At 58.2% G+C, this 13,247-nt stretch carries 15 protein-coding genes; 5 read left to right on the top strand and 10 right to left on the bottom strand.

The features are described from left to right. Positions 1-259: 259 nt before the first annotated feature. The 4 genes from rbr to Q0526_RS11795 form a co-directional block, all read right to left on the bottom strand. Positions 260-2,392: a rubrerythrin gene (gene rbr / locus Q0526_RS11810; protein ID WP_298733850.1), complete on the bottom strand. Its 2,133-nt coding sequence runs from the start codon at positions 2,390-2,392 to the stop codon at positions 260-262. Then, the gene (locus Q0526_RS11805; RefSeq protein WP_298733848.1) at positions 2,355-2,720 is read right to left on the bottom strand and encodes a transcriptional repressor; all 366 of its coding nucleotides are present in this window, start codon (positions 2,718-2,720) and stop codon (positions 2,355-2,357) included. Before Q0526_RS11805 ends, rbr begins: the two co-directional genes overlap by 38 nt. A 241-nt stretch (positions 2,721-2,961) precedes the next feature. Continuing rightward, positions 2,962-3,840, bottom strand: coding sequence for a phosphatase PAP2 family protein (locus Q0526_RS11800; RefSeq protein WP_298733846.1), 879 nt, complete (start codon positions 3,838-3,840; stop codon positions 2,962-2,964). A 306-nt stretch (positions 3,841-4,146) separates the two neighbouring features. Then, the gene (locus Q0526_RS11795; protein WP_298733844.1) at positions 4,147-5,127 is read right to left on the bottom strand and encodes an AraC family transcriptional regulator; all 981 of its coding nucleotides are present in this window, start codon (positions 5,125-5,127) and stop codon (positions 4,147-4,149) included. A 141-nt stretch (positions 5,128-5,268) separates the two neighbouring features. Between Q0526_RS11795 and Q0526_RS11790 the strand changes: the two genes are divergently transcribed. The 5 genes from Q0526_RS11790 to Q0526_RS11770 are packed head-to-tail and all read left to right on the top strand — an operon-like array spanning position 5,269 to position 8,282. After that, positions 5,269-5,688, top strand: coding sequence for a hypothetical protein (locus Q0526_RS11790; protein WP_298733842.1), 420 nt, complete (start codon positions 5,269-5,271; stop codon positions 5,686-5,688). After that, positions 5,685-6,206, top strand: coding sequence for an aminotransferase class V-fold PLP-dependent enzyme (locus Q0526_RS11785; RefSeq protein ID WP_298733840.1), 522 nt, complete (start codon positions 5,685-5,687; stop codon positions 6,204-6,206). Before Q0526_RS11790 ends, Q0526_RS11785 begins: the two co-directional genes overlap by 4 nt. Positions 6,207-6,237: 31 nt before the next feature. Continuing rightward, a complete protein-coding gene (locus tag Q0526_RS11780) occupies positions 6,238-6,618 on the top strand; it encodes a hypothetical protein (RefSeq protein ID WP_298733837.1) in 381 nt (126 codons plus the stop codon). 12 nt (positions 6,619-6,630) lie between these two features. Next, the gene (locus tag Q0526_RS11775) at positions 6,631-6,909 is read left to right on the top strand and encodes a hypothetical protein (RefSeq protein WP_298733835.1); all 279 of its coding nucleotides are present in this window, start codon (positions 6,631-6,633) and stop codon (positions 6,907-6,909) included. Then, complete coding sequence (locus tag Q0526_RS11770) at positions 6,909-8,282, top strand: DUF4832 domain-containing protein (RefSeq protein WP_298733833.1); 1,374 nt, start codon at positions 6,909-6,911, stop codon at positions 8,280-8,282. The genes Q0526_RS11775 and Q0526_RS11770 overlap by 1 nt, the downstream gene beginning before the upstream one ends. A gap of 103 nt (positions 8,283-8,385) precedes the next feature. On the opposite strand, the gene Q0526_RS11765 is transcribed toward Q0526_RS11770, so the two are convergent. The 6 genes from Q0526_RS11765 to Q0526_RS11740 form a co-directional block, all read right to left on the bottom strand. Further along, positions 8,386-9,165, bottom strand: coding sequence for an ABC transporter permease (locus Q0526_RS11765; protein WP_298733831.1), 780 nt, complete (start codon positions 9,163-9,165; stop codon positions 8,386-8,388). A 4-nt stretch (positions 9,166-9,169) separates the two neighbouring features. Then, positions 9,170-9,973 (bottom strand): ABC transporter permease, encoded by an 804-nt coding sequence (locus Q0526_RS11760; protein ID WP_298733829.1) that lies wholly within the window; start codon positions 9,971-9,973, stop codon positions 9,170-9,172. Positions 9,974-9,978: 5 nt separating this feature from the next. Next, entirely contained in the window at positions 9,979-10,752 is a 774-nt protein-coding gene (locus Q0526_RS11755; protein ID WP_298733827.1) for an ABC transporter permease, read from the bottom strand. Positions 10,753-10,757: 5 nt separating this feature from the next. Continuing rightward, positions 10,758-11,576 carry an ABC transporter permease gene (locus tag Q0526_RS11750; protein WP_298733825.1) on the bottom strand — a complete coding sequence of 273 codons (819 nt, stop codon included), beginning with the start codon at positions 11,574-11,576 and terminating at the stop codon, positions 10,758-10,760. After that, positions 11,569-12,492: an ATP-binding cassette domain-containing protein gene (locus Q0526_RS11745; protein WP_298733823.1), complete on the bottom strand. Its 924-nt coding sequence runs from the start codon at positions 12,490-12,492 to the stop codon at positions 11,569-11,571. Before Q0526_RS11745 ends, Q0526_RS11750 begins: the two co-directional genes overlap by 8 nt. A gap of 41 nt (positions 12,493-12,533) precedes the next feature. Then, the coding region (locus tag Q0526_RS11740) for a HAMP domain-containing sensor histidine kinase (protein WP_298733821.1) at positions 12,534-13,247 on the bottom strand (714 nt) is incomplete at its 5' end.

Below are 13,247 nucleotides of genomic sequence, written 5' to 3'. Positions count from 1 at the left end.
GTGGCCCCTATGGGGCCGTTTTGCAAACCCCACGTTCAACGTGGGGTTATGATTTGTATTGAAATCTGAAGCGGTTAGGGACCCTGCGCAGCGGCGGGGAAACTACATTCTGAACGGCCGTGTCCGTGCTTGATGAACGTGCTGGTCTGCTCCCATGGTCTGTGAACTTTGGGAAAAGCATCAAGAAATGCAACCTGCAGACAACGGAGTACGACTCCCAAACTTCCGATGGAAACGGCAGAGATCCTGTAGAAGAAAATCAGTAGTTGTCGCTGTGGATCTCAAAGAAGCTCTTGGCGTAGTTGCAGGTGGGGCAAACCTCCGGGGCGGCGGTGCCTACCACGATGTGGCCGCAGTTGCGGCACTCCCAAACCTTGACCTCGCTCTTTTCAAAGACTTGCGCCGTTTCCACATTGTGCAGCAGGGCGCGGTAGCGCTCTTCGTGGCGCTTCTCGATGGCCGCTACCAGACGGAACTTGGCGGCCAACTCCGGGAAACCCTCTTCCTCGGCGGTTTTGGCAAAGCTGTCATACATGTCGGTCCACTCGTAGTTCTCGCCCTCGGCGGCGTGGAGCAGGTTTTCGGCGGTATTGCCTACGCCGTGCAGCTCTTCAAACCACAGCTTGGCGTGGGCTTTTTCGTTCTCGGCGGTCTGCAGGAAGAGGGCGGCGATCTGCTCGTACCCTTCATTCTGAGCTACGGAGGAGAAGTAGGTGTACTTGTTCCGGGCCTGAGACTCCCCGGCGAAAGCGGCTTCCAGATTCTTTTCAGTCTGGGTGCCGGCGTATTTGTTGGTACTCTTGGCGGGGGCTTCCTCGATCAGTTCAAAGGCGGAAGCGGGCTGCTTGCAGATGGGGCAGACCTCCGGGGCGCTGTCACCCTCGTGAATGTAACCGCAGATTTTGCATTTCCACTTTTTCATAAGCTTTTTATCTCCTTTTTCTGTGATTTCGGGATTTGGATTGCGATTTTTATGGCGGAGACCACTTCGGTCCTGATAGGTGGTGTGAAGCATCTGTTCGGCCAGCGGGCTGAGGGGCTTGCCGTAGAAGGCTTCGTAGACCTCTTTGATCTCGGGGTTCTCGTGGCTGGTGCGCAATGTCATGGACGCATCCCGCTGGTACAGGGCGGCAATGCGGCGTTTGCGGGTATCATCGGCATCTTTCATCAGGTCCTTGGGCTGTCCGCCGCCACCGATGCAGCCGCCCGGGCAAGCCATGACTTCCACAAAGTGGTACTGTTTGCCGCTCTCCTTCATTCGCTGCAGGAAGGCACGGGCGTTGGCGGTGCCGTATACGACGGCCACCTGCAGCGTCAGTTCCCCGATTTCCACCTGTGCTTCCCGCACCCCTTCGTAGCCCCGGACGGGTTCAAGCTGGAGCAGAGTCTGGGGCGCATCGTGGCCGGTGAGATAGGCGTAGGCGGTACGCAGCGCCGCCTCCATCACGCCGCCGGTGTTGCCAAAGATGACGCCTGCACCCGAAGCTTTGCCCATCAAGGAATCGTAGGCGGAATCCGGCAGGGCATTCCAGTCGATGCCGGCGGCTTTGGCCCACCGGGCCAGTTCCCGGGTGGTGATCACCTGATCGGTGTCCCGCATCCCTTCCACGCCGTGGTAATCGGCAGCGGCGTGCATCTCTTCCCGCCGAATTTCAAACTTTTTGGCGGTGCAGGGGGTCAAGGCTACATGGACGATTTGTCTGGGGTCCAACCCCATCTGCTTGGCAAAGTAGGTTTTCACCGTGGGGCCCTGCGTGCCGATGGGACTTTTGGCAGTAGACAGGTGCGGCAGCAGTTCCGGGGCGTAGAGCTCCGCAAAATGGACCCAGCCGGGGCAGCAGCTTGTGAACTGGGGCAGGGGACGATCCTTCTCGGTAATGCGGCGGATCAGTTCGCTGGCTTCCTCCACGATGGTCAGGTCGGCGGCAAAGTTGGTGTCCAGTACATAATCGACCCCCAAAGCCCGCAGCAGAGCGACCATTTTCCCCTCTACAAAGGCGCCCGGTTCCATGCCAAACGCTTCGCCCAAGGCGGCACGCACCGCAGGAGAGGTGCTGACCACCACGACTTTGTTCGGGTCATCGATGGCCGTTTGCACCTGCGGCGTTTCGTCCCGCTCGGTAATGCTGTCCACCGGGCAGACGTTGGCACACTGGCCGCAGTAGATGCACAGGGCTTTTCCGCCGGTTTCTTCCAACGTGTAGGTCCCGTGTACCCCCATCAGGTTGGTGCAGGCTTCTTTGCACATGCCGCAGCGGATACACTTTTCTTCCCAACGGACAATGCTGGGGTTGTCCGGCTCAATGGCGACGCGGACTGACAATGGTAAATGGTTCAGTTGGTTCACATCCTTTTCAATTACTTTTTTCCCGGCAGGCTTCACAGAGAACATGTAACTTTAAATCATATGATAAAATCGGGATTCCCGCCGTTTTCTCAAACTGTTCGGTAAGGTCGCCCAGATCAATGTCCATCAGTTTGCCGCACTTTCTGCACACCAAGTGGTCGTGGCGCTGGATGCGGTCATACCGGTCGGGCATTCCTTCCACCGATATCTTACGGATCAGATCCTCTTGCAGCAGGCGGTTGAGGTTGTTGTACACGGTGGCAAGTACCACTGTGGGATAAACTTGCCGAAGTGCCAAAAAAATCTCCTCGGCCGTCATGTGGCTGCGGGAGGAACTTATGATCTCTAAGATTTTCTTTCCATATTTTGTCACAGTAGTCAACACCAATTTTTAGAATTATTCTAATTCTATTATATCGATTTTTCAAATCCGGTCAAGGGGCAAATTGCCCAAAATAACAGCTTGAATTTTGGGCAGAAACGTGATGTTATAACAACTCGGACGGAGCGATTCGGGAAAAATGGTTTAATATCAAAAGAAATCTGACGCAGATACGAAAAAAACAGGGCTTTCGCACCGGAAAGCCCTGTTTTGCCAAGAAAAAGCGGCAACTTTATAACTTTGTTTTTTTGTGGGGCCGGAATATGGCACCGCAGAGCAGATACACACTCAGAAACCCAATCAAAAAGCCCACCGCCGTATCGGTCAGGTAATGGGCACCAAGCATAATGCGGGAAAGCGCTACTACGGCAGTCCACGCAAAGCCAAAGGCCACCAACGCCTTTTGGTACCTTTGTAGCTGCGGCTTCAGATAGGGGATCAGTCCCAGCAGAAGCATGGTGGCAGCATTGGCGGTATGGGCAGAGGGGAAGGACTTGAATTCGTCGGCAGCCACCCCGGTAGCCATGAGAAGCTCTTTCAGCGGTGTGCCCCATTGCCACCAAGGGAAGAAGTAGGCTTCCGGGTGGTTGACGACCAGCCGCATGCGCGGGCGTCCCCAGCAAACCTTGATGACATTGACCACAAGCAGCTCGCACAGAATCACAAGAAGGATGGCCAGTGCTACCCGCGTGATGCTGGCAGGGGCGGCACCGCGGGCCAGACGCCGGACGATCAGGACTGTGCCGATGCACAACACCAGACCGATGCCGGCCAAAAGGGCCGGCGATACCGGCAGATACAGGGCGGGCAGAAAACAAACCAACATAGCCCCCACGATGAGCAGCAAGACGCCGCCCACACCTTGCACCATGCCCCAAACGGGATGGCTTCGGCTGCGCCCGCATACAAACAGGGTGCCCGCCGCCACACAGCCAAGGGGGGCAGGCATGGCGCCATACGCGGCAAAAAACATGGCAAAAGGATTCGAGGCATCGTACAGCGCAGAGGAAAGGGGAAAATCTACAAAAGACCCCAGAGCAAGCAAAGCCGCCGAAACGGCAAGGGCCCCGTACAAAGTGCGCCGGGACAAAAAAGGTGTATATCCGTTCACGAATGTTTCCCTCGTTTCCTTGAAGTGTATAGGCAGCAGGTCCAATGCGATCTTCGGGATGCCTTTCGTGCCCAAAGATCCCCTTTGCCTGTTGAGAGAAGTATACCACATCGGAAGAAAAAGGCATAGGTCGGCAAACACATATGGGGCAGATGTTGACACGGAGGAAAGGCGCTTTACGGCAAACCTAGGAAGAAAACCGTGCCCAAGCAAAGCGATGCAGAATAGGAGCTTTAGCAAAAAGGTTGCGATGGAACCCTCTGCAAGGCGTCCATCGCAGCTTTTTGGCAAAACGGAGTTGGAGTTTCACGACGATTGGTGAGGAAGTGGGTCACTTGTGCGGTGGGCATTTTCTGTCACTTCCACAAATGAGGTGTGTTTTTTTCGATATTGCAGGGGACTGCAGCCGGCGATCGCTTTAAATGTGCGGGAAAAGGAGCTTAAATTCCGATACCCCACCATGCCGCTGATCATTTCAACGGAATACTCGCTGTTGATCAGATAGTGCTTGGCACTGGTGATCCGGCACTCTGTCAGGAAGCCGGTGGCGGAGAGCCCGGTATTTTTTTTAAACAAATTGTAGATTTGCGTTTTGCTTATGTGAAAATGTGCGGACAGAAAGTTCATGCTGGTTTTTTCCTCGTCCTGCATGTGTTCTTGAATGAAGTCGCAAATTTCCATGACCATCTGGGCCTGATGCCTGTCCAGTCCCTCCTGCTTGCAGCCGTAGGTTTTGCAGTACAGACGGTTTACACGTAAAAGAAATTGCCCCAGCAAAAACTTTATGTACAGAATGTCGCTGTATCCTCGAAAGCATGTGGTAGTGGGGGGCTCTGCATTGGAGGAACGCTCATAGACGATCATCTCATCCATTAAACGACGGAAGGCGTCGATCTCATCTTCTTCTGCCTGCAGAATTACGGGACGCTCCACGCGGCTCAACTGAAAACTTTCCAGCAGGTTGGATTCCGGTGTGGAAAAATGAGAAATAAAAGTGGGGGAAAAGTAGAGGACATAGCGGTCGCATAGGCCGCTGTCTGCGTCTCCCAAAAAATAGTGAAGATCCATGCAGTTGATGAGGACCAGACAGTTGGAGGGAATGGGGTAAATCCCTTTCTCTGTACGGCATTTCAAATTGTTGGAAATGGTGTAGACAATTTCCAACTGCTTGTGCATGTGAAAGTTGCTTTTTTCCGTCTGCGGTGCAACTTTGTGCGTAATTGAAAATTCTTCGGTGAAATTTTCCAGAAACATTTTATAGAGTGTGGACATTTTTTCGGCTTTCACATGGACCCCCCACCCAGCATCTGTGATGAATATGTAAAAAAGTGTGGTTTTACAGGAAAAAAATAATTTGTGTATATTGTATAATAAAAACAACAAAAGTTCAATGGCTTGCGGCAAATCATACACATAGGCGGCGATTTCATGGTAGAACAGATTCTTCAGAAGACAAGTGAAGCCAAAGCTATTTTGAAGGAAATACGAAAAATGCCGCAGTCGGAAAAGAACCGGGAATCATTGAAACCGCTGCTCAAGAAAGCGGTTTGCTGCAAGCTGATGATTCCTGAAGACGAAACGGATGACATCAAAAAACTCATCGTTTTGAGCATAAAAAGGCAGAACAAGGCGGACGCCCTTCTACCGGATGAGGTCATCCAGTCAAAGGTTGAAAAATACGATTGCCATCAGAGCAGTCTTGTATTGCAGAAAAAAACATTGCTGACTTTTTTCATTGAGCGGGAGCTGGGGCTGCATTGGACCGATGACGAAGCGGTACAAATCGCGTCCATAGACGATTTGTGCAGCGCGGTTCTTCGTTCGGACCCCGTAGGTGAATCCACATGAGTAAAGAGAGCATTCGGGCGTTTTTTCCCATCTTTCGCAACGACGAACGTCTGGTTTATCTTGACAACGCCGCGACGACCCAAAAACCGGAAGCGGTCATCCGTAAACTGGAACAGTTCTATTGTTTGGAAAATGCCAACATTCATCGGGGAAATTACCCCTTGAGCCTGAAGGCATCCGAGGCGTACCAGCAATCCAAGGAGAGTGTGTGTCAGTGGATTGATGCGGCTAGCTCGGAGGAAATTGCCTATGACCGGGAAGCCTTCGTCAACGATGTAGGAACGGTGCGCATCACCTTTGATAAAGCCCTTACCGCTATGGAGCCGCGACAGGATCTGTTTGACCCGCAAGCCCCCGGCTATCATGTGCTGCCGCCAGGACAGATGATTCTGGAAGTCAAGTTCACCGGTATTTTGCCGGAGTATATTCAAAGTATCTTTCGCGCCTACTCCTTCGTCAGGACGTCGGCCTCCAAGTTCTGCCTTTGTGCGGATCAGGTCCGGCATACCCTGCGGTGAGTACCGCGCTGAACAGGAGAAATTTCTCGTTATGACCTTTCAAGATCTGTTTAAAAAATCCGCGCTGGAACTGTTCCCCGACCAGATCGAACCGCTGACCCTGATCCTTACACTGGTCATCGCCTTTTTGGTGGGCATGGGCATCTTTGCGGTGTACCGTCGCTGCTTTATCGGCGTGGTGTACGACCATGCCCTCAACCTGTCGCTGGTGATCATGACCCTGCTGGTCGCTGTCATCATCGTCACCATCAGCACCAACATCACCCTGTCGCTGGGCATGGTGGGCGCGCTCAGCATCGTGCGGTACCGCACCGCAGTCAAAAATCCGCTGGATCTGATGTTCCTGTTCTGGGCCATCACCTCGGGCATTGCCATCGACGCCCAATACTACTACATCGCCTTTGTGGCATGAATCGTCGTCACCTTGGCGCTGGTCTTTCTCAAGCGGATCAAAGGCAGCGCCGGTACCTATGTGCTCATCGTCACCTATCGCTCTGCCCCGGAAGTGGAAGAAGCCGTCCGCCGCTGTCTGCATGCCCAGCCGGGCAAATTCCGCTCCAAGGTGGTCAAGGGCGGCACCACCGAACTGACAATGGAACTCTACCTAAAAACCGACAACCTGAACCTTACCCAGCCGGTGCAGAACATCGATGGGGTGCAGGATGTCACGCTGGTGGAATACCGCGGCAATCTGGAGGCCTGATGCAGGCCCGCAAATGGATTCCGCTGCTGCTGTTGGGGGCCGCCTTGGCGGTGGCCGCGCTGCTGCGGCTGCGCATCCCGCTGGCGGCGGAAGAGATATCCCCGTCGGACAAACCCGTGACCAACCCCATGAAGGGGCTGGTGGTCTGGGGAGAAAATTACCGGCAGGACCCCTATGCGGCCTTTGCCTATGTGCCGGTCTATTGGAGCGAGCTGGAACCCCAGCAGGGGAACTATGACTTTGCGGCGCTGGAAGAACGCTGCCATTTTGCCCAGTGGCGGGCCGATGGCGTACGGCTGATCCTGCGGTTGGTCTGCGACACCCCCACCGAGGCGCGGCACCGGGACATCCCGGACTGGCTCTACGATGCCATGGACGGAGCGGGCACTTGGTACGACGGCGATTATGGGCAAGGCTTCAGCCCCGACTACGAAAACGAAGTTTTTCGGCAAGCCCATCAGGCGTTGGTGGCTGCCTTGGGGCAGCGCTATGCCCAAGACCCGCAGGTGGCTTTTGTGGAGCTGGGCAGTCTGGGCCATTGGGGCGAGTGGCATGTGGATACCGATGCCGGGATCGCCCCGTTCCCCACGCAGGCTATCACCGACGACTATGTGCAGGATTATCTGGACGTTTTCCGGCCAGAGCAACTGCTGCTGCGCCGCCCCTATACCATCGGCAGGGAGCAAGGTCTGGGCTTGTACAACGATTCCTTCGGCCTGCCGGATTCCCACAGCCAGTGGCTCTCATGGATCGCCGAAGGCTACCAGTCCGACCAGAACGGGGAATGGCTGCCCGCCATGCCGGACTTCTGGCGTGCGGCGCCGTCGGGGGGCGAATTTTCGCCCCGGCAGGCGGACGGATGGTATTTTTCCGACGCCCAGTTCCCCACCACGCTGTCCTTGCTGCAACAAAGCCACACCACCTTTTTAGGGCCCAACGCCCCGGCCTACGGGGAACTGTCCGGCACCGAAGGGGAAAACCTCCGCACGCTGCTGGCCGAGATGGGCTACACGCTGGGGGTACGGCGGTGTACGGTCTGGCGCACGATGTTTTCTTCCACATTGCAAGCCGAACTCCAGTGGGAAAACACCGGTCTGGCGCCGCTGTATGCCCGCTGGCCGGCGGCGCTGGAACTGCGGGATGATAGGGGGCAAACGGTCTGGTCCGGCCAGACCACCCTGCCGTTTGCCAGTTGGGGTCCGGGAAGCCACACCGCGGCCATATCTCTGCCGGGGGCTGGGGCGTTGCCCGGCGGCCGTTACAGCCTTTGGGTGGGTATTGTGGACCCGCTGACCGAGGCGCCGGGCGTGGCCTTGCAGATGGAAACCGAACAGGACCAAAACCTTTACCGGGTGGCAACCTTTTCCCTGTAAGGAACCATTCCGCGGTGGAGCTGGGGCACCGCGCCGGCAAAACAAAGGACCGCAACGACTGTTGCGGTCCTTTGTGCTGTGCATGGCAGAAAGCCGCCTTGGCTCAGGCGGGATGGAAAAGATGTTTTCTGCTCTGTTGGGGCGGCTTGGGCTGTCGTTCCTCGGTGCGGTCCCGGGCGGTAACGGTGAAAAGCAGCCCCAGCAAGAGGGTGCCGCCCAGACTGACCCCGGCGCAAAGGCACTGGGCGGCGGTAGGGGCGGGGCCGTCCAGTCCCATGAGCACCGACCCGGCGCTGATGGGGTAGAAGGCGGCGAAGCCGTGGCCGCTGAGGGGGATGGAGCAGAAACTGTAAACCACCGCAAACACGGTACCCGCCACATGGCCCCCGGCAAACTGGGCGGTCAGCGCTGTCACGGGCAGCACCGCGGCATAGAGGCAGAGGTTGTTGGCCAGCAGCCGGGCCAGATCCCCCAGCAGGGGAAGAAGCTCCACCCCGGGCAGGGCCAGCCCCACGCAGCAGACCACCCCCAGCACCCATTGTACTGCCGAGTAGCCCGCCGTCAGCACTGCCCCGGTTGCCAATTTGGCGGCCAGCAGGGTGGAAAACCGCACCGGCACCGTGAGGACGCCGGGCAAGGTATGGGCGGTGCGTTCCGCTTCCATCATGCGGCCCACCGTCAGCACCGCCACAAAGGGGAAGAGAGAACTCTGGTTGTTGGCGATGAGGTTGCCCATAAAGATGTCCACCGTGTATTGGGTCATCCTGTCGGCGGCGGCCAGATAAAAGCTGACCAGAATGGCCAGCAGCCCGGCGGCAACGCCCACCCAGAGCAGCGAGGTGCGGCGCAGCTTGGTCAGTTCCAGCGAAATCCAAGACAACATGGCATTACACCTCCTGACGGCGGCCCAGCCAGACGATGGCGGCGCCGCAGACCACGATGAGCACCAGACAAAGCCCCACCAGCGGCGGGGTGCTGAGATAGAAGGGGGCGGTACCCGGCGGCAGCACCACCTGCCCCGAGGCCGCAAAGCTGGTATACCAGCGAAACACCAGCATGGGAAACGTCCAGAGCAGGGGAGAGGCAAGGGAGGCCGCTTCCGCCGAGCCGGTCCCGGCGATGACGTACACCCCGCCGAAGAGCTGGGTGCTTTGGGCCACGCCGTAGAGCACGCAGAGCAAAATGCTGACCAGCGTGCCCCGGTCCAGCCAGAGCACCAGCAAAATGACCGGCAAAGTGGCCGAGGCGTAGAAGAAACCCAACAGCCCGGCGGCCGCCAGACTGGTAAAGAGGGGAGTCACGGGGGTGCCGGTGGCCGCGATGGTCGCCGCGGCGGCCAGCAGGCTGATGACCGCAAAGAGGATGCAGCCCAGATAGACCACAAACAGCTTGGCTGCTACCAGCCCAGACCACCGCACCGGCACGGTGTAGAGGTTTTTCAGGGTCTCCCAGTCCCGCTCCCGGAGGAAGAGCAGTACGGCCAGACAGCCGCCCACCACGGGCAGCAGCAGCGGCCCGGCCAGCATGACCAGCAGCAGGAAAGAGAGGCTGAGAAAGCTGCCGTCGGTGCCGCCGTTCAGGGCCAGCAGGGCGGCGGGCACCGGGAACAGACAGGCGGCCAGCGCCACCAGCTCCACAAAGGGGGTACGCTTGAGTTTGTACAGCTCGCAGCGAAGCAGACGGAATGCCATGGGTTTCACCATCCTTTCTTGCGGGGGACGGTCTCGGCCCGGCGGGCGGGTTCGGCAAAGCGGCCCCCGCCGTGAAGCAGCACCGCCGCCAGCCCCAGAGCCCCGCAGACTGCCAGCGAAAGAGCCGCGCGCCCCGGCGTGTAAACATAGGGGAAGCCATCGCCGCACAGTGGGTCGGTGAGGATCAGGCAGGCCTTGGTGGGCAGAAAATTCAGGGGATTGCCCTCAAAGGTGGCCAGATACCCATACAGAAAGGCCAGCGGCAGGCTGAACAAAAAGGTGCTGCGGCGGGCAGCCAGCGTAAAGAGCAGGGGGCTGACCGCCAGATAGACCAGCAGGTTGGTGGCCAGCAGCGAGAGGGCCGCCTGCACCACCGCCGCCGGCGTCATGCCGGGAAACCGGCACAGCAGGTTCACCGCCACGGCAAAGACGGCGCAGAACAAGCTGAACAAACAGGTCAGGAGCAGCAGCGCCCCGGCCTTGGCCGCCAGCAGCCGCCGGTAGGACACCGGCACGGTAAGCAGGTTCTTCAGGGTGTCGTCCCCTTCCTCCCGGGTGATGCAGAAGCCGCCCACCAGCACGAGGATCAGCGGGAAAAAATACTGCACATTCTTGGACTGGATGGTATGCAGGTAGTAGGCGAAGGTCCAGACGGTGCCATCCTGTGCGGTGGCATAAAAAAGGGTCATCAGCACCGATAGAATGGTCATGGCCAGCCCCGCCGTCACCACCGAATACCGCTTGAGTTTGAGAAGTTCTGTGTAAAGAATTCGGATCATCGCACTCACCCCGCCCACTTTTTATAAAACCGAAGGATCAGCCCCAAGGAGAGGCCCGCCACCAGAAGGTGCAGCCCCACCGTATGAAGGCCGCTGGGCAAAAAGGGAAAGGTGCTTTCCAGCGAAGCCCGCTGGGCGGGGTCAGCAAACTGCCAAGTGGTCCATTGCAGGGCGCACAGCGGGGCATGCAGCCGCAGCAGTTGGTAAAGCTGCGGGTGGGTGTAGGCAGCCAGCATCCCCACAAGGGCGGCACCCCAACTAAAGATGTCGTAGAAAAAGCAGAGCAGCAGCGAGATCAGGTTGCTGCGGTTGCAGTAGACCACCAACACCACCACCGGCAGCGAATTGGCAAAGGCCAGCAGCCCGTTGCAGAGGGTAAACGCCAAGTACCGTCCCGCATGGGCCGGGCTGCCGATGTCCAGCACCGTAAAAAAGAAGACAAGACCTCCGTAAAGGATCGCCACAAAGGCCAGTTCCAGCAACAACAGGGTACTCAGTTTGGCGAAAATCAGTTGGGCGCTGGTCACGGGGATGACCCGCAGATTTTTGAAGGTGTCGTTGTCCCGTTCCAGAAAAAACAGGTGGACCGCCAACACACCCAGCAGGCAAGGCATCAGCAGCATGCAGCCGTAGGCGCATAGGCAGACGGTGAAATAATCCAGCCGGCCGGCCTTGTAGGTGGCGGTGACCGAGGCCATCCCTTGTTGGGTGGGCCATTCGTAGAGGGCCAGCAGCAGGGGTAAAAGCAGCCCCAAGCCCACCAGTGCCGGAACCAGATGCTTGCGCTTGAGCTTGTACAGCTCGCACCGTACAAGACTAAGCAATTCCCTCACCCCCGGTCACCCGCTTGAAGTAATCTTCCAGCGTGTCCTCGCAAAGGTGCAGGTCGTAGAGCTCCAGTCTGCTGTCCACCATGGTGCGGGCCAGCTCAGGCAGGGAGAGCCCTAAGTCCAACAGGCGCAGCCCGTGGTCGTCCTCCACCTGAAACCGGGTGGTGTGGACCACCGTTTCCAGCAGGCGGGCCGCCTGCGCCGCGTCGGAGACCGACAGGTGGATGTACCGGCCGTTTTTCGCTTCCAGCTCGGCCAGCGATTCCTCCTCCAGCAGCACGCCGTGGTCGATGATGCCCACGTCGTCGGCCAGCAGCGAGATCTCGGACAGAATGTGGCTGGACAACAGGATGGTCTTGCCCCGCTCGTCGCACAAACTGCGCAGAAAGGTGCGGATCTCGGCAATGCCGATGGGGTCCAGCCCGTTGATGGGCTCGTCCAGAATCAGCAGTTCGGGGTCGTGCATCACCGCCAAGGCGATGGCCAGCCGCTGCTTCATGCCCAGAGAATACTGGGAGAAGAGCTTTTTGTCCCGGTAGGGCAGGCCCACCAGTTCCAGCGCGTCCTGTATGGAGTGGGCGTTGGGGATCCCCCGCAGGGTGGCAAAGATTTTTAGATTTTCGGTGCCGGTCAGGTTGGGGTAAAACCCCGGCGACTCGATCAGGCTGCCGATCCGGGGCAGGATCTTTTTCTCGTTGCCCCGCAGCGGCATGCCAAACAGATACACCGCCCCGGCGGTGGGTTGGGTCAGCCCCAGCAGCATCTTCATGGTGGTGGTCTTGCCGGCGCCGTTGCGCCCCAGCAGGCCGTAGATCCGCCCGGCTTTGAGGTGCAGGTTCAGCCGGTTCACACTGGTCTGGCTGCCGTATTGCTTGGTCAGGTCTTGGGTTTCGATCAGATAGTTGGTCATGGTTTGGTTCGCCTCCTTGCAATCAGCCTACCACAAGTACCTTACATCCGCCTTGCCGCAACCTTGGGGTTTCCTTGCAAATCGGGCGGCGGACAAAGGGGAAAGGTAAGGCAGAAGACAGTGCCGCAGTGCGGCTTGCTCTGGGCTTCAATGCGGCCCGCCATCCGCTCCGTCAACTGCTTCACAATGGAAAGCCCCAGCCCGCTGCCATGGGAAGTCCGGGCCGGGTCGCATTTGTACAGCCGGTCAAAGATCCGGTCCAGATCCCCCTTGGCAATGCCCACGCCGTTGTCCGCCAGCCGCACCGTCACCTCGTTGTTCCGCTGCCGGACCCGCAGGGCGATCTGGGTGGCCTGACTGTGGACCAGTACGTTTTGCAGCAGGTTGTTGAGGATCCGCCGGTAGCCCTCCTCGTCTAAGGCGACCCAGAAGGGCGCGTCGGGGATATCCACGGCATAGTCGATGCCGTGCTCCTCCAACAAAGGCACCCAGTCCACCAGCACGCCGCGGGTCAGCTCCCCCAACTCTTGGGGGGCCATCTGCAGGGCCGCTTCCCCCGAATGGAGCTTGCACCAGGTAAACAGTTCGTCGGTGGTGGCTTTCAGGTCGTGGGCTTTGCGGCGGGCGGTTTCAAGATACTGCTCCCGCTCCGCCCCCGTCACCACCTGCCGGTGGACCGCGTCCAGATACCCAATTAAGGTAGTCAGCGGTGTGCGGATGTCGTGGGACAGGCTGGTCATCAGCTGCCGGTCCGC

The sequence above is a fragment of the uncultured Subdoligranulum sp. genome (genome assembly GCF_937890665.1).
Note: the sequence above shows the minus strand (reverse complement) of the source record. Positions and strands in the feature narration are given on the sequence as shown.

Bases quoted from the DNA above. Each gene is read 5' to 3' on its own strand.
- Q0526_RS11785 (WP_298733840.1), top strand. From the start codon at position 5,685: ATGAGTAAAGAGAGCATTCGGGCGTTTTTTCCCATCTTTCGCAACGAC.
- Q0526_RS11760 (WP_298733829.1), bottom strand. From the start codon at position 9,973: ATGGCATTCCGTCTGCTTCGCTGCGAGCTGTACAAACTCAAGCGTACC.
- Q0526_RS11765 (WP_298733831.1), bottom strand. From the start codon at position 9,165: ATGTTGTCTTGGATTTCGCTGGAACTGACCAAGCTGCGCCGCACCTCG.
- Q0526_RS11770 (WP_298733833.1), top strand. From the start codon at position 6,909: ATGCAGGCCCGCAAATGGATTCCGCTGCTGCTGTTGGGGGCCGCCTTG.
- Q0526_RS11745 (WP_298733823.1), bottom strand. From the start codon at position 12,492: ATGACCAACTATCTGATCGAAACCCAAGACCTGACCAAGCAATACGGC.
- Q0526_RS11780 (WP_298733837.1), top strand. From the start codon at position 6,238: ATGACCTTTCAAGATCTGTTTAAAAAATCCGCGCTGGAACTGTTCCCC.
- Q0526_RS11755 (WP_298733827.1), bottom strand. From the start codon at position 10,752: ATGATCCGAATTCTTTACACAGAACTTCTCAAACTCAAGCGGTATTCG.
- rbr (WP_298733850.1), bottom strand. From the start codon at position 2,392: ATGTTCTCTGTGAAGCCTGCCGGGAAAAAAGTAATTGAAAAGGATGTG.
- Q0526_RS11790 (WP_298733842.1), top strand. From the start codon at position 5,269: ATGGTAGAACAGATTCTTCAGAAGACAAGTGAAGCCAAAGCTATTTTG.